Origin of the sequence: Burkholderia stabilis (assembly GCF_001742165.1) — a bacterium.
GTDB classification, from domain to species: Bacteria; Pseudomonadota; Gammaproteobacteria; order Burkholderiales; family Burkholderiaceae; genus Burkholderia; species Burkholderia stabilis.
In genome coordinates this window covers 1,664,204-1,679,689 of record NZ_CP016442.1, presented here as the reverse complement: position 1 = coordinate 1,679,689, position 15,486 = coordinate 1,664,204, and the positions used below count along the sequence as shown (strand labels likewise).

The window sequence follows — 15,486 nt, the reverse complement described above, 5'->3', positions numbered from 1 at the left end:
CGTTACTTCGCGAGCATCAGCGTGTTGACGTCGTCCTGGACGTAATAGAAACCGTCGCCTTCGGGCGTCATCGCGATCCCGAACAGGTCGCCGTTGCCGGGCGGCGATTGCGCCTTGTCGGTGTCGATCCAGCGCGCATAGAGCTGCTTGCCGGCGGCAGGGTCGATCTCGACGACCTGGCCGTTCAGCGCGTTGGTCGCGAGCAGGTGGCCGTTCGGCGCGGTCGCGAGCGCGAGCGGGCGGCGCAGGAAGCCGTCGGCCGTGATCTGGCGGCCGACGCCCGCGCTCGTGTCGCGCGTGAGCGGATCGTCGATCTCGACGATCCGGTTGCCGATCGCGTCCGACACGTACAGCTTCTTCTGGTCGCCCGACAGCGCGAGGCCCGTCGGGCCGACCAGGAACACGCCCTTGTCGGCCTGCGCGCCGAGGCCGCTCGCGACGACGGTTTCCTGCTTGATGACGGGCGGCTTGCCGGCCGGCACGTCGACGTCGAGGCGCAGTACGGTGGCCTGCTTGTAGACGGGCGGATTGCCGTCCGCGCCGCCGACGCCGAAGCCGGCCATGCTGACGAACAGCGTCGCGCTGTCGCCGCGGTCGACCACGGCCATGTTGCCCCACGGGTCGTTGATGTTCGGGCTCGACCACGTCGAAGCGATCTTGCCTTGCGGATCGAGCACGATCAGGCAGCCGGCGCCCTTCGTCGACGTCGTGCCGTCGTTGCTCGGCGTGCTGCCGACGATCACCCAGCCCGACTTCAGCATCGTCATCGCGGTCGACAGGCCGACGCCGCCGGGGCATGCCTTCAGGTCGCGCGGAATCGACGCGAACAGGCTCATCTGCTTGGTCGACGGGCGGTAGTTGACGATCGTGCTGCCGGTGCCTTGCAGGTTCGCCGCATTGTTGAAGTTGTCGACGAGCACGTCGCCGGCCTGGATCGTGCCGGCCGACACCGGCGCGACCGCGATCGCGTACGGGTTCTGGTCGCCGTTGTCGGGCACCGTGTTGACGAGCAGCGTGTGGCGATGCAGCGTTTCGAGGAAGCCTTGCGGCTCGGCGAACGCGCCGGCGGCGGCCGTCAGCGCGGCGGCGGCCAGTGCGCCCGTCGCGAGGCGGCGAAGCGGGGCGGATTGAATCATCTCGGTCTCTCCTGGGGGACGCGCCGCCGTGGCGGCGCGCGAAAAACGGGTGGCGCGGGCGCGGCGGTCAGAACGTGATGGTCGTACGTGCGCCGAGCACGAACGTGTTGCGCAGCGGCTGCGTCGCGTCGCTCGGGTTCTGGCCGGCGCCGGCATTGAACGTGTACTGCGCGTCGGCCGCGATCACCCACCACGGGTTGACCTGGTACTGATAGGTCGCCTCGAGCGTCGTCTCGCGGGTGCGCACGCCGTACGGGCCGGTCGCGAACGACCGCGCGCTCTGGTCGAGGTCGTTCACGTGGCTGCCGACCTGGATGTACGTGACGGCGAGGCCGACGCTGTCGTTGTCGCGGCCTTCGAACGGCGCCTTCAGCACGATGCCGGCATTGGCCGACAGGCTGACGAGATTGCGGTCGCCCGGCGCGCCCATCACGCGCGCGAACACGCCGAGGCTGCGCGGGCCGGTCGGGTCCGGGCGCCAGATCATCTGGTCGGCCACCGCGTAGAAGCTGTAGTCGCCGTGGTGCTGCTGCGCGTTGCCGTTCGATGCCGGATCGGAGAGCGACAGCCCGTCGGTGCCGACGTTCTGGTCCGCGAAGCGGCCGTTGTGATACCAGACGCCGATCTTGTAGGTGCCCGGCAGCCCGTTCGAGTGGCCGGTATCCATTTCGCCGTCGGACGGCTGGTTCAGCGCGTACTGCAGCTCGCCGATGTAGAGCGTGCCGTTGTGCAGGTTGAAGTTGGTGCCGCTCAGGTTGTTCGGGTCGTTGCCGAGCGGATCGCCGTCGAACACGCCCGCGAGCGCGGTGAGCTTCGGCGTGATCTGCGCGCGCACGCGCACGCCGAGGCCCGCGAGCGGGTACGCGGGGCCGCCGTTCGGCAGGTCGTACGACGGCAGCGCGGGCCAGCCGAACATCGTGTTGATGAACGTGTTCGCATACGTGCTGACCATGAATTCCTGGTCCAGGCTCTGCTGGCCGATCTTCACGTCGACGCGCTTGTCGAGGAACGATTGCTGGTACCACAGCTCCCAGAGGCGCGTCGTGTCCTGCGCCTCGATGCCGCTCGCGGTGTTGAGCGTGCCGAGATTGCGCGCGCTCAGGTTGGTGCCGTGGATCTGCAGCGCGCTGACGTTGAACGTGCCGCCGGGCAGGCCGATCGCCTTTTGCGTATCGACCGTCAGCGTGGCCGTGGTCAGCCCGTCGTATGCACCGCCGCGGTTCAGGCCGCCGCGCAGGTTCGCGAGGTATTCGCTGGTTTCGGTGATCTGCAGGGTCGCGCCGTACTTGCCGAGCCACGGGCGGATGCCGCCCATGTCGCCGAGCAGGCTCTGGCGTGTCCAGATGCCGGTCCACATGTCGGTCGGCTTCGCCTGGATCGAGAGGTCGGCCTCGGGTGCTTCGGGTTGCGCGTCGACCGGCGTGGCGGCGAACGCGGCGCCGCTTGCGAACGATGCGCACGCGACGATGGCCGCACAGGCGGCAGGGCGCATCCGGGCGCGGATGCGGTCTCCGTTGAACGACGCAACCTTCATATCTGATCCCTGGTTCTATTTGGTTTGGAGTCCTGCTTGTCGGTCGCCGTCCGAACGCTCGGCACACGTTGGCCAGGGCATGAAGAGGAACGCAACGCGGCGCATCGTAGGAGTGTCAAATGGGAAAGTCAATGTAAACGAGAATGATTCGCATTAAATTACTGATTGTAATGTGAGGCCTTACGGATAAGGCTCGGCCCGTGTTTAGCAGTGAGGTAAACCGTAAATATCAGTGAAATGAAATTGAATGATTCGATGCGGACCGAGGGGGGCGCGGGAAGGTGGCGCGAAGGGTCGTCCGGCGAGCGCGAAATGGCGCGTTGCGGCGGACGGAGTCGACGCCTGCACAAGTATTTTTATGCAATGCCGTCAGGCGCAGGAACTCCGTGCTTACCCGGTGTCCAAACGGGGCTGGATGAAATTCGCGGGCCGCCCGGGCCCGCCCGGCGGGCAGGGTGGTGATGCGCAGGGTTTTGTTTTGAAAGGGTTTTTTGCTGTTTTTGCGTGGTTTTTACGCTGCTGCGCTGCCCCGAAAATTCATCTGGCTTCCCTTCTTGAATTTGTCAAAACCCGTCCATATAATTAGCACTCGCTGCACGAGAGTGCTAACAATTCTCTGCCGGGCGATTTGCCGGGCAGATTCCCTAAGCGTTCTTCAATCTCAGTCAAGAGAGGAGTGAATATGAACCTTCGTCCTTTGCACGATCGCGTGATCGTCAAGCGCCTGGATCAGGAAACCAAGACCGCCTCGGGCATCGTGATCCCCGAAGCTGCTGCTGAAAAGCCGGACCAAGGCGAGATCCTCGCGGTTGGCCCGGGCAAGCGCGACGACAAGGGCGCCCTGATCGCGCTCGACGTGAAGGTCGGCGATCGCGTCCTGTTCGGCAAGTACGCAGGTCAGACCGTGAAGGTCGACGGCCAGGAACTGCTGGTCATGCGCGAAGAAGACATCATGGCCGTGGTCAACGCTAAGTAAGCGTCCGCCGACGGTACATATTCCCAAGAATTCAAGGAGTTAGAAGATGGCAGCTAAAGACGTCGTATTCGGCGATTCCGCCCGTTCGAAGATGGTCGAAGGCGTGAACATTCTCGCCAACGCAGTCAAGGTCACGCTGGGTCCGAAGGGCCGCAACGTGGTGCTCGAGCGCAGCTTCGGCGGCCCGACGGTCACCAAGGACGGTGTGTCGGTCGCGAAGGAAATCGAGCTGAAGGACAAGCTCCAGAACATGGGCGCGCAAATGGTCAAGGAAGTCGCTTCCAAGACCAGCGACAACGCAGGCGACGGCACGACGACGGCAACCGTCCTCGCGCAATCGATCGTTCGCGAAGGCATGAAGTACGTCGCATCGGGCATGAACCCGATGGACCTGAAGCGCGGCATCGACAAGGCAGTCGCAGCGGCTGTCGAAGAGCTGAAGAAGATCAGCAAGCCGTGCACGACGAACAAGGAAATCGCACAGGTCGGCTCGATCTCGGCGAACAGCGATTCGTCGATCGGCGATCGCATCGCTGAAGCGATGGACAAGGTCGGCAAGGAAGGCGTGATCACCGTCGAAGACGGCAAGTCGCTGGCCGACGAACTCGACGTCGTCGAAGGCATGCAATTCGACCGCGGCTACCTGTCGCCGTACTTCATCAACAACCCGGACAAGCAAGTCGCCGTCCTCGACAACCCGTTCGTGCTGCTGCACGACAAGAAGGTGTCGAACATACGTGATCTGCTGCCGGTACTCGAGCAAGTCGCGAAGGCTGGCCGTCCGCTGCTGATCATCGCTGAAGACGTCGAAGGCGAAGCGCTCGCAACGCTGGTCGTCAACAACATCCGCGGCATCCTGAAGACCGTTGCAGTCAAGGCGCCGGGCTTCGGCGATCGCCGCAAGGCAATGCTGGAAGACATCGCGATCCTGACCGGTGGTCAAGTCGTCGCGGAAGAAACCGGCCTGACGCTCGAGAAGGCAACGCTGGCAGAACTGGGCCAGGCGAAGCGCATCGAAGTGGGCAAGGAAAACACGACGATCATCGACGGCGCAGGCGAAGCCGTGAACATCGAAGCACGCGTGAAGCAAGTGCGCGCGCAAATCGAAGAAGCGACGTCGGACTACGACCGTGAAAAGCTGCAAGAGCGCGTGGCGAAGCTGGCCGGCGGCGTGGCAGTGATCAAGGTCGGCGCTGCGACCGAAGTCGAAATGAAGGAAAAGAAGGCACGTGTCGAAGACGCACTGCACGCAACGCGCGCAGCTGTGGAAGAAGGCATCGTGGCAGGCGGCGGCGTTGCGCTGATCCGCGCTCGCACCGCGATCGCAGGCCTGACCGGCCTGAACGCCGACCAGAACGCCGGCATCAAGATCGTGCTGCGCGCCATGGAAGAGCCGCTGCGCCAGATCGTCACGAACGGTGGTGAAGAAGCCAGCGTCGTGGTGGCGGCAGTTGCTGCAGGCAAGGGCAACTACGGCTACAACGCAGCGACGGGCGAGTACGTCGACATGGTCGAAGCCGGCGTCGTCGACCCGACCAAGGTCACGCGTACCGCACTGCAGAACGCAGCTTCGGTTGCAGGCCTGCTGCTGACGACGGACGCAGCCGTTGCAGAACTGCCGAAGGAAGATGCACCGATGCCGGGCGGCATGCCGGGCGGCATGGGCGGCATGGGCATGGACATGTAATCGACTTCGGTCGATGGTGTCCGGAACGCGCAGCGATGCGCGTTCCAGCCAAAAGAAAAGACCCGCAGCGATGCGGGTCTTTTTTTATTTGCGCGCCCGGATGCGGTGCGCATGCGGGGCGGCGTTCATGGCCGCCGCGCGCGTTTCAGTGCCGGTGCGATGTCCGCGGCACCGGGTCGGCCTTCGCGGCCGGCGGGGTATCCGCATCGTCGTTGCTGCGCGCCCAGAAGAACCGGTCGGGCAGGTACGCGCCCATCCCGGGCCGGAACGCGTCGCGCACGGCCTGGTACAGGTACTCCTGTGCCTCGCGGACCGCCTCGGGCGGTTCCTGGCCGTTCGCGAGCAGCGCCGCGATGGCCGCGCCGAGCGTGTCGGTGAGGCCCATCAGCCGGTGCGGCGAGCGATCCCACATATCCTCGCGGAGCTGGCCTTCCTCGCCGTACAGCGTGTTGACGAGCCGGTGCGAGCCCATCTCGGACGACAGGATGTACTCGCAGCCCTGCGACAGCAGGTGCGACACGGCCGCGTCGAGATTCGGCGCCTCGGCATCGCCGTCCGGCTGCGCGAGCGCGATCAGCGTCGCGTAGTCGGCGACCAGCAACGTGGTTTGCGGCGCAAGCAGATCGGCGATGGATTCGCGCAGGTCGTCGGCCGCAAGCACGTGCTCGTCGTCGAGCGTGAAATCCGGCGCGAGCACGAGCGGCACGCCGTCGTAGTCGGCGACGACCTCGGCGATCGCGCTCACGACTTCCGCGCGCGTCGCCGCGCCGATCTTGAACGCGGCGACCGGCATGTCCTCGAGCAGCATGCGCGCCTGGGCGGCGACGACTTCGGGATCGAGGCCGGTCACTTCGTCGCAGGCGGCCGAGTCGCGCACGGTGTAGCCCGTCAGGACGGACACGCCGTGACAGCCCATGCTCGCCAGGGTCATCAGATCGGCTTGGAGGCCGGAGCCGCCGGTGGGATCGGACAGGCCGAAGGTGAGGACGATCGGAGGGGCGTTGCTGGACATGTAAAAATGGGGCAAGAGAAAAACGGGAAAGCGACGGAGATGCGGACGGCGAGGCGAAATGGGCTTTTTCGGCCCTGTGTTGCCCGGCAGGCCGCACTTTTCAGCCATTATGCGGCGGAATCCGGGCCGCACGACGGATTTTTTAGCGCAGCGCAACGTAGTCGCCGTACTCCAGCGTGATTGCTAGGCAGTCCGGCCCCGACACGGTACCATCATGGCTCCCGAATTTACCGACTTTCCCGACGCGGCTTAAGATGGAATACAAGAGCTGGATGTGCCTGATTTGTGGCTGGATTTACGACGAAGAAGCCGGGCTGCCGGAAGAGGGCATTGCCCCGGGCACGCGCTGGGAAGACGTCCCGATCAACTGGACGTGCCCTGAATGCGGCGCCCGCAAGGAAGACTTCGAGATGGTCCAGATCTGACCGGACCGTCGGCCCACGGACACACCGCTCAGGCCTCGCCTTGGCCCGGCGCTCGCGCGCCGGGGTTCGCGCGAGCGACTAGACGATGACAGGCGCGCGTGTCCATGACGTCCGATCCGGCGAACGTTCCCCACCCTGACGCACTGCCCAACCCTCGCGGCGGGGCCGTGCGCGCGGCCGACGCGTGGCTTGCGGCGGCCGCCGACGCATTCGAGCGTCGCGGCGATGCGGCCGAGCCGCTGTCCGCTGCCGCGGCCGTGCTGGCCGAAGCCGGCTGGCTGCCGGCCGCGCGTTTCGCGGGACAACTGTCGGCCACCGCGCCGCTGGTCGCCGCCGAGCCCACTTCGGCCGGCTGGCGTGCCGCGTTGCGCGATTTCCGTGCGGCCGTCGGGCGTCACAACCTGCGCGAGCTCGCCTGCTCGCCGGTTCTCTTCGAGCATTTCCGTGCATTGCGCGCGCAAAGCGCAGCCGATCTGCGTGCGAACGCGCCGCACGACGCGCTCGCGCTCGTCGGTCGCGCGGTGCCGCCGGCCACGCTGCGCGTGTTGCCGGATGCGTTCGCGCCCCGGATACGCGCCCGCTACGAGCAGGCGCTGCTCGGCGTGCTGCGCGCGCAACCAGGCGTGCCCGACGCGGCGCTCGACGAACTCGATGCGGCGCTGGCCGCGCTGGCCGACGACGCGCCGTACGATTTCTGGCGGCTCGCGACCGCGTGCCTGCGCGCGCTGCGCGCAAGCGGCGCCCCCGAACTGAAACGCTTTCTTGCACGGACGAACCTGCTGCTCGGCGAGCATGCGCAGGGCCGGCGCAGCGCGCCGCCCGAGCTCGTGCGCGAGACGGTGGCACTGCTATGGCGCGATTTCGCGCTGTTCGGCGCCGCGGCCGAGGATGTCGCGCTCGTCGACGTGCTGCACGACTACGGGCTGACGGTCGACTGGCACGTCGCCGGCACGCCCGCGTCGGAAGCGCTGTGGGAGGCCGATGCCGCGCGGGCCGAGCACGATGCGGTGGCCGCCGCGCCGACCCGCACGCTCGGCGTCGTGACCGTCAACGCGCATGCCTATGAGGATTTCCTGCAGACGGCCGATGCGTCGATGGCCGACCTCGCGGCCGATCCGGCCATAGCCGATGCCGGCGTGGCGTGGCATGCGTCCGGCGCTGCCTACCGGGTCGGTACGGCCGCGTGCGGGCTCGGGCTCGGCCACGCGGCGCTGCTGGCCGATACGCTGGGCCTGGCGTGGCGCCGGGCTGCGCACGGCATGCCGCTCGCCGACGGCGGCCTCGACGCGCACGCTCACGCGTCCGACATGTTGCGCGCGGCGCTGCTGAAGATCGCGGCGGGCGTGGCGCCGCCGGACCTGACCGCGGCGTCCGCGGCGCTCGGCGCGGCGCTCGGCCGGGCCTGACGAACAAGGGGACGGACACGTGGCGGCGGCCCTTGCCGCGCAGGCCCGCAACACGCTGCCGACAGCGCCCGCGCGCGTGTTAGAGTGCCGTGTGATCCGCGCGCGCCGTTGCCAGCGCGGCGCGGCGTTGCTTGTTGATCGCGGCCCGGTCAGGCCGCGGCGTCTTTGCTAAAATTCAAACCATGTCAAAGCCTTCCGATCGCATCAATCTCACCAACCAGTTCCTGATTGCCATGCCCAACATGGCCGATCCGACGTTTTCAGGAACGGTGGTCTATCTTTGCGATCACAGCGAGCGCGGTGCGCTCGGCCTCGTCATCAATCGTCCTACCGACATCGACCTCGAATCGCTGTTCAACCGCATCGACCTGAAGCTCGACATCGAGCCGCTGCTGCACATCCCGGTGTACTTCGGCGGGCCGGTGCAGACCGAGCGCGGCTTCGTGCTGCACGAGCCGGTGGAAGGCGCGAGCTACAACTCGTCGATGTCCGTCGAGGGCGGGCTCGAGATGACGACGTCGAAGGACGTGCTCGAGGCGGTCGCGACGGGCACCGGCCCGAAGCGCTTCCTGCTGACGCTAGGCCATGCAGGCTGGGGCGCAGGGCAGCTCGAGGAAGAAATTTCCCGCAACGGCTGGCTGACCGTGGCCGCCGATCCGCGCATCGTGTTCGACACGCCGGCCGAGGAACGCTTCGAAGCCGCGCTCGGCCTGCTCGGCGTCAGCTCGTCGATGCTGTCCGGCGAAGCAGGGCACGCATGAGTGGCGCGAGTGCGCGCGATGCGACGCTGCTGGCGTTCGACTACGGCGAAAAGCGTATCGGCGTCGCGATCGGCAACGCGCTGACGCGCTCGGCCCGCGCGCTCGTCGTGATCCAGAACCTGAACCGCGAGCACCGCTTCAAGGCGGTCGGCGACCTGCTGGCCGAATGGCGGCCGGACGCGCTCGTCGTCGGCCTGCCGATGCATCCGGACGGCACGCCGCACGACATGACGCAGCAGGCGAAGCGCTTCGGCAACCAGCTGAACGGCCGCTTCGGGCTGCCCGTCACGTGGGTCGACGAGCGCTATTCGTCGGTCGAGGCCGAGGCCGGGCTGCGCGAGCGCAACGTGCGCGGCCGCGCACGCGCCGAGATGCTCGATGCCGAGGCCGCACGCGTCATCCTTCAACAGTATCTCGATCAATTGTCCGACCATGAGCACCATTGACGCCGAGGCGCTTTACCGCGTCCTGCTCGACCAGATCCGCGCCGCATACGGCACGGCTTTCGCCGAACCGGGCGGCCCGCGGCTCGCGGGCATCCACAGCGGCGGCGCATGGCTCGCCGAGCGCCTGGCGCACGATCTCGGCGCGCCGGCGTTCGGCGTCGTGAACGTCGCGCTGCACCGTGACGACTACGCGAAGAAGGGGCTGCACAGCCAGGCGAGCCCGACGTCGCTGCCGTTCGACGTCAACGGCGCGCGCATCGTGCTCGTCGACGACGTGCTGTACACCGGGCGCACCGTGCGCGCGGCGCTCAACGAGCTGTTCGACTACGGCCGTCCGGCCGCGGTCGAGCTTGCGGTGCTCGCCGATCGCGGCGGCCGCGAGCTGCCGGTCGCCGCGCGCTTCGCGGGCGGCGCGCCCGACGTGCCGGCCGGCGCGACGCTCGTGCTCGCACGCGACGATGCCGCGCGGTTCACGCTGAGCGTGGACGCGCACGGCGCCTGAGCGAAACGCGACACCGTATCCCGGGCCGCCGGTTCGCACCGCGGCCCGTTTGCATAGTTGGAATCACGCACACCATGACCACCGACACCACTGGCCGCACCGGCAATCCCGCTGCGGCCGCGAGCCCCGACCGGTTCCGCTACGGTTTCCTGAAGGGCAACCCGCAGCTCACGAAAAACGGCGAGCTGAAGCACCTGCTGTCGATCGAGGGCCTGCCGCGCTCGATCGTCAACCACATCCTCGATACGGCCGAGCAGTTCGTCAGCGTGACGGACCGTGAAGTGAAGAAGGTGCCGCTGCTGCGCGGCAAGTCCGTCTTCAACCTGTTCTTCGAGAACTCGACGCGCACGCGCACGACCTTCGAGATCGCCGCGACGCGCCTGTCGGCCGACGTGCTGAACCTGAACATCAACGCGTCGTCGACGAGCAAGGGCGAATCGCTGCTCGACACGATCAACAACCTGTCGGCGATGCATGCCGACCTGTTCGTCGTGCGCCACGCGTCGAGCGGCGCGCCGTACCTGATCGCCGAGCACTGCGCGCCGCACGTGCACGTGATCAATGCCGGCGACGGCCGCCATGCGCACCCGACGCAGGGCCTGCTCGACATGTACACGATCCGTCACTACAAGCGCGACTTCACGAAGCTGCGCGTGGCGATCGTCGGCGACATCCTCCATTCGCGCGTCGCGCGTTCCGACATCCACGCGCTCACCACGCTCGGCGTGCCGGAAGTGCGCGCGATCGGCCCGCGCACGCTGCTGCCGGGCGGCCTCGAGCAGATGGGCGTGAAGGTGTTCCACAACCTCGACGAAGGGTTGAAGGGCGTCGACGTGATCATCATGCTGCGCCTGCAGAACGAGCGGATGAGCGGCGCGCTGCTGCCGTCCGCGCAGGAATACTTCAAGACCTGGGGCCTGACGCCCGAGCGCCTCGCGCTCGCCGCGCCCGACGCGATCGTGATGCACCCGGGCCCGATGAACCGCGGCGTCGAGATCGACTCGCAGGTCGCCGACGGCCCGCAGTCGGTGATCCTCAACCAGGTCACGTTCGGCATCGCCGTGCGGATGGCGGTGATGGGCATCGTCGCCGGCAACAGCGACTGAGCCCGCTTTCGCGCATCCCTTTCACGCAATCAACGCATTCACTGACAGCGCATGAAGATTCATATCAAAGGCGGCACGCTGATCGACCCGGTCGCCGGCACCGAGCGTCAGGCCGACGTATTCGTCGCGGCGGGCAAGATCGCCGCGATCGGCACGGCGCCGGCCGATTTCAACGCCGCGAAGACCATCGACGCGTCGGGCCTGATCGTCGCGCCCGGCCTCGTCGACCTGTGCGCGCGGCTGCGCGAGCCCGGCTACGAGCACAAGGCGACGCTTGCCTCCGAGATGGCCGCGGCCGTCGCCGGCGGCGTCACGACCCTCGTGTGCCCGCCGGACACAGATCCCGTGCTCGACGAGCCGGGCCTCGTCGAGATGCTCAAGTTCCGCGCGCGCAACCTGCACCAGGCGAACGTTCATCCGCTCGGCGCATTGACGGTCGGCCTCAAGGGTGAAGTGATCACCGAGATGGTCGCGCTGACCGAGTCCGGTTGCGTCGGCTTCACGCATGCCAACGTGCCGGTGCGCGATACGCAGGTGCTGCTGCGCGCGCTGCAGTACGCGAGCACCTACGGCTACACCACGTGGCTGCGCCCGCTCGACGCGTTCATCGGCCGCGGCGGCGTCGCTGCGAGCGGCGCGCTCGCGTCGCGGCTCGGGTTGTCCGGCGTGCCGGTCGCGGCCGAGACGATCGCGCTGCATACGATCTTCGAACTGATCCGCGTGACGGGCGCGCGCGTGCACCTCGCGCGGCTGTCGTCGGCGGCGGGCCTCGCGCTCGTGCGCGCGGCGAAGGCCGAAGGGTTGCCCGTGACCTGCGACGTCGGCGTGAACCACCTGCACCTGATCGACGTCGACATCGGCTACTTCGATTCGCAGTTCCGGCTCGACCCGCCGCTGCGCAGCGAGCGCGACCGCGAAGCGATCCGCGCGGCGCTCGCCGACGGCACGATCGATGCGATCTGCTCCGACCACACGCCCGTCGACGACGACGAGAAACTCCTGCCGTTCGGCGAAGCGACGCCGGGCGCGACGGGGCTCGAACTGCTGCTGTCGCTGACGCTGAAGTGGGCGGAAGAAACGCGCACGCCGCTCGCGCAGGCGCTGCGCCGCATCACGTCCGCGCCGGCTGACGTGCTGCAGCTGCCGGCCGGCCGCCTGGTCGAGGGCGGCGCCGCCGACCTGTGCGTGTTCGACCCGCGCGCCCACTGGCGCGTCGAGCCGCGTGCGCTGAAGAGCCAGGGCCACAACTCGCCGTTCCTCGGCTACGAACTGCCCGCCAGCGTGCGTACCACGCTCGTCGCCGGGCAGATCGCGTTCGAGCGCCACTGACAGAACCACGCCGGACCTTCGCCATGACCGCCCTTCGCAAGCTGCGTCTCGTTTTTCACCTGTTGCGCGGCATGGCGATCGTCGCGCTGCGTTTTTCGCACGTCACGCCCGCGCGCCGCGCCGAGATGACGCGCCGCTGGACGCTCAAGATGCTGCGCATCTGCGGGATGCGCCTCGTCGTTCACAACGACGGCGCGCGGCTCGATGCGAGCGCGCTCGTGGTCGGCAACCACGTGTCGTGGCTCGACATCTACGCGATCAACGCGTGGCGGCCGACGCCGTTCGTGTCGAAGGCCGAGGTGCGGCAGTGGCCGGTCGTCGGCTGGCTCGCCGAGAAGCTCGATACGGTGTTCCTGCAGCGCGAGAAGCGCACCGAGGCGATGCGGATCATGCACGAGATGGCCGAGCGCCTGCGCAACGGCGGGCTGATGTGCGTGTTTCCGGAGGGGACGACGACCGACGGCCAGGAACTGCTGCCGTTCCACGCGAACCTGTTCCAGGCCGCGGTATCGGCCGGCTGCGCGGTGCAGCCGATCTGCCTGATGTACGAGGACGCGCAGCGGCGGCAGTCGGTCGCGCCGGCCTATACGGGCGAGCTGTCGCTCGGCAAGTCGCTCGACATGGTGCTGCGCGGCGGGCCGCTCGTCGCGCATCTGTACGTGTGCGAGCCGATCGCGCCGGGCGGCGACCGGCGGGCGACGTCCGCGGCGGCGCGCGATGCGATCGCGGTTGCGCTTGCGACGATGCAGGCGAACGTCGGCAAACCGTCGGCCGAGTCGCTCGCGGAGCTGGCGAAGCATGCATATCCGGCGACCGAAATCGGCGCCGGCGCGGCTGGCGATGCGGCAGCCGACGAGCCGGTGCCGGGGCGCGAGGGTTGACGCGCTTCCCGGCCGGGCGACTCAGCGCGTAATCACTCGCCGCCCGGCGAGCGGCACGCTTCGCACGGCACCTGCGTGACCGTGCGCTGCGCCGGATCGGCTGTCAGCCGCACGGCCGACAACCGGTTTCCCCACACGCATCCCGAATCGAGCGCGACCACGTTCTCGCGCAGCATCAGGCCGAGTGCGGCCCAGTGCCCGAACACGACCGTCACGTCCTCCGTGCGGCGCCCGGGCACGTCGAACCACGGCAGGTAGCCGGGCGGCGCGCTGTCGGGGCCGCCGTTCGCCTTGAATTCCATGACGCCGTCGGGCGTGCAGAAGCGCAGGCGCGTGAATGCGTTGAACGCGACGCGCATCCGGTCGCGTTTCTTCAGGTCCGGGCTCCACTGGTTCGGCTCGTTGCCGTACAGCTTCTGCAGCGTGTCGCGCCAGTCGGGCGCGCGCAGCGCGCGCTGGAGTTCGTCGGCGAGTTCGAGCGCGAGCGTGGTGTCCCATTGCGGCAGCACGCCCGCATGCACGAGCAGCATCCCGTTCTCGGCATGTACGAACGGGCGGTGGCGCACCCAGTCGAGCAGTGCATCGGCGTCGGGGTCGTCGAGAATCTCGCCGATGGTGTCGCCCGGGCGTTCGGTACGCAGGCCGGCCGAGACCGCGAGCAGGTGGAGGTCGTGATTGCCGAGCACGACGGTCGCGCGCGGCCCGAGATCGATGAGCGCGCGCAGCGCGGCGAGGGAGCCCGGCCCGCGGTTGACGACGTCGCCGGCGATCCACAGCGGCGTGTCGGCAGGCGCTGAAAGCTTCTCGATCAGTGCCTGGAAAGCGGAATGACAGCCCTGGATGTCGCCGATGGCGATGGGGGTCGGAAGCATGAGGGTCGGATCGTGACGAATCTGGGTGAACTGAGAAAAAAATCGCATAAACACGCATGCGGCGCAACGACCGTTCCACATCGGGCCGTTCGCCTGGCATGCGATTTTTCGCGACGCAAAGGGCCGGGGCGCTGTATCAAGTTGTTAGCGGCATGGAGTTCGCGCCGGCCGGATTCCTATAATTGTCATTTTCGCTCCGAAATTAACATCTCGTGGCTTTGCCGGTCATGGCGACCGGTTAAAATGCCGGGCCTGATCGGCCGAGGTTTGGCCACTGCGACATGACAAGAAGTGCGATGGGCGCCTGCCAGGCACGCCGCACGTTATTAATAGAGGGAGCTTCATGATCCTGGTTACCGGCGGCGCGGGTTTTATCGGTGCCAATTTTGTACTCGACTGGATGGACGCCTCCGGCGAGGCCGTGCTCAACGTCGACAAGCTGACCTATGCGGGCAACCTGCATACGCTGGCGCCGCTGGACGGCAATCCGGATCATGTGTTCGCTCGCGTCGATATCTGCGATCGCGCGGCACTCGATGCGCTGTTTGCCGAGCACAAGCCGCGCGCCGTCATTCACTTTGCCGCGGAAAGCCACGTCGATCGTTCGATTCACGGGCCGGCCGATTTCGTGCAAACCAACGTGGTCGGCACGTTTACGCTGCTCGAAGCGGCGCGTTCGCACTGGAACGGCCTGAACGATGCCGACAAGGCGGCATTCCGCTTCCTGCACGTGTCGACCGACGAGGTGTTCGGGTCGCTGTCCGCCACCGATCCGCAGTTCTCGGAGACGACACCCTACGCACCGAACAGCCCCTATTCGGCGACGAAGGCCGGCTCCGATCACCTGGTGCGCGCGTATCACCACACGTACGGCCTGCCGACGCTCACCACGAATTGCTCGAACAACTACGGCCCGTACCAGTTCCCCGAGAAACTGATCCCGCTGATGATCGCGAATGCGCTCGCGGGCAAGCCGCTGCCGGTCTACGGCGACGGCCAGAACGTACGCGACTGGCTGTACGTCGGCGACCACTGCAGCGCGATCCGCGAAGTGCTCGCGCGCGGCGTGCCGGGCGAGACGTACAACATCGGCGGCTGGAACGAGAAGAAGAACCTCGACGTGGTGCACACGCTCTGCGACCTGCTCGACGCCGCGCGGCCGAAGGCGGCGGGTTCGTACCGCGAGCAGATCACCTACGTGAAGGACCGTCCGGGCCACGACCGCCGCTACGCGATCGATGCGCGCAAGCTCGAGCGCGAGCTCGGCTGGAAGCCGGCCGAGACGTTCGAGACGGGGCTCGCGAAGACCGTGCGCTGGTATCTCGAGAATCAGGCGTGGGTGGATGACGTCGCGTCCGGCGATTACCGCAAGTGGGTCGAAACGAATTACGCGCAACGCACGTGAGGGTCTGA

The 15,486-nt window shown here is 67.3% G+C and carries 15 protein-coding genes; 11 read left to right on the top strand and 4 right to left on the bottom strand.

The annotated features are described in order from the left end of the window. Window positions 1–2 precede the first annotated feature (2 nt). Both BBJ41_RS07870 and BBJ41_RS07865 read right to left on the bottom strand, forming a co-directional pair. Window positions 3–1,136 carry a hypothetical protein gene (locus tag BBJ41_RS07870; protein ID WP_069746037.1) on the bottom strand — a complete coding sequence of 378 codons (1,134 nt, stop codon included), beginning with the start codon at window positions 1,134–1,136 and terminating at the stop codon, window positions 3–5. Window positions 1,137–1,203: 67 nt separating this feature from the next. Next, on the bottom strand, window positions 1,204–2,670 hold the full coding sequence (locus BBJ41_RS07865) for a carbohydrate porin (protein ID WP_069746036.1): 1,467 nt from the start codon (window positions 2,668–2,670) through the stop codon (window positions 1,204–1,206). Window positions 2,671–3,352: 682 nt separating this feature from the next. On the opposite strand from BBJ41_RS07865, the gene groES reads away from it, so the two are divergent. Together groES and groL are read left to right on the top strand one after the other, a co-directional pair. Next, window positions 3,353–3,646 (top strand): co-chaperone GroES, encoded by a 294-nt coding sequence (gene groES / locus BBJ41_RS07860; RefSeq protein ID WP_069746035.1) that lies wholly within the window; start codon window positions 3,353–3,355, stop codon window positions 3,644–3,646. Window positions 3,647–3,692: 46 nt separating this feature from the next. Continuing rightward, window positions 3,693–5,333, top strand: coding sequence for a chaperonin GroEL (gene groL, locus BBJ41_RS07855; RefSeq protein ID WP_031402778.1), 1,641 nt, complete (start codon window positions 3,693–3,695; stop codon window positions 5,331–5,333). Window positions 5,334–5,478: 145 nt separating this feature from the next. Here the strand turns inward: groL and BBJ41_RS07850 are convergent, their stop codons facing one another. Continuing rightward, on the bottom strand, window positions 5,479–6,345 hold the full coding sequence (locus BBJ41_RS07850; RefSeq protein ID WP_069746034.1) for a hydroxymethylpyrimidine/phosphomethylpyrimidine kinase: 867 nt from the start codon (window positions 6,343–6,345) through the stop codon (window positions 5,479–5,481). A gap of 254 nt (window positions 6,346–6,599) precedes the next feature. Here BBJ41_RS07850 and BBJ41_RS07845 point away from each other — a divergent pair, with 254 nt between their 5' ends. The 8 genes from BBJ41_RS07845 to BBJ41_RS07810 all read left to right on the top strand — a co-directional run bounded on the left by BBJ41_RS07845 (window position 6,600) and on the right by BBJ41_RS07810 (window position 13,201). Beyond that, complete coding sequence (locus BBJ41_RS07845) at window positions 6,600–6,770, top strand: rubredoxin (protein WP_004186709.1); 171 nt, start codon at window positions 6,600–6,602, stop codon at window positions 6,768–6,770. Window positions 6,771–6,874: 104 nt separating this feature from the next. Beyond that, window positions 6,875–8,176 carry a FimL-related protein gene (locus tag BBJ41_RS07840; RefSeq protein ID WP_069746033.1) on the top strand — a complete coding sequence of 434 codons (1,302 nt, stop codon included), beginning with the start codon at window positions 6,875–6,877 and terminating at the stop codon, window positions 8,174–8,176. A 182-nt stretch (window positions 8,177–8,358) separates the two neighbouring features. After that, complete coding sequence (locus tag BBJ41_RS07835) at window positions 8,359–8,937, top strand: YqgE/AlgH family protein (RefSeq protein WP_011351143.1); 579 nt, start codon at window positions 8,359–8,361, stop codon at window positions 8,935–8,937. Further along, window positions 8,934–9,383, top strand: a complete 450-nt coding sequence (ruvX, locus tag BBJ41_RS07830) for a Holliday junction resolvase RuvX (protein ID WP_027788201.1) — start codon at window positions 8,934–8,936, stop codon at window positions 9,381–9,383. Before BBJ41_RS07835 ends, ruvX begins: the two co-directional genes overlap by 4 nt. Continuing rightward, entirely contained in the window at window positions 9,370–9,885 is a 516-nt protein-coding gene (gene pyrR, locus BBJ41_RS07825; protein ID WP_069746032.1) for a bifunctional pyr operon transcriptional regulator/uracil phosphoribosyltransferase PyrR, read from the top strand. Before ruvX ends, pyrR begins: the two co-directional genes overlap by 14 nt. Before the next feature lie 74 nt (window positions 9,886–9,959). Beyond that, window positions 9,960–10,991: an aspartate carbamoyltransferase catalytic subunit gene (locus BBJ41_RS07820; protein WP_006476735.1), complete on the top strand. Its 1,032-nt coding sequence runs from the start codon at window positions 9,960–9,962 to the stop codon at window positions 10,989–10,991. 51 nt (window positions 10,992–11,042) lie between these two features. Continuing rightward, window positions 11,043–12,320, top strand: coding sequence for a dihydroorotase (locus tag BBJ41_RS07815; RefSeq protein WP_069746031.1), 1,278 nt, complete (start codon window positions 11,043–11,045; stop codon window positions 12,318–12,320). Between the two features lie 23 nt (window positions 12,321–12,343). Continuing rightward, a complete protein-coding gene (locus tag BBJ41_RS07810; RefSeq protein WP_069746030.1) occupies window positions 12,344–13,201 on the top strand; it encodes a lysophospholipid acyltransferase family protein in 858 nt (285 codons plus the stop codon). Between the two features lie 32 nt (window positions 13,202–13,233). Here BBJ41_RS07810 and BBJ41_RS07805 read toward each other — a convergent pair whose 3' ends face one another. Next, window positions 13,234–14,073, bottom strand: a complete 840-nt coding sequence (locus BBJ41_RS07805; protein WP_069746029.1) for a symmetrical bis(5'-nucleosyl)-tetraphosphatase — start codon at window positions 14,071–14,073, stop codon at window positions 13,234–13,236. Window positions 14,074–14,416: 343 nt separating this feature from the next. Here BBJ41_RS07805 and rfbB point away from each other — a divergent pair, with 343 nt between their 5' ends. Continuing rightward, complete coding sequence (gene rfbB, locus BBJ41_RS07800; RefSeq protein WP_069746028.1) at window positions 14,417–15,478, top strand: dTDP-glucose 4,6-dehydratase; 1,062 nt, start codon at window positions 14,417–14,419, stop codon at window positions 15,476–15,478. Window positions 15,479–15,486 lie beyond the last annotated feature (8 nt).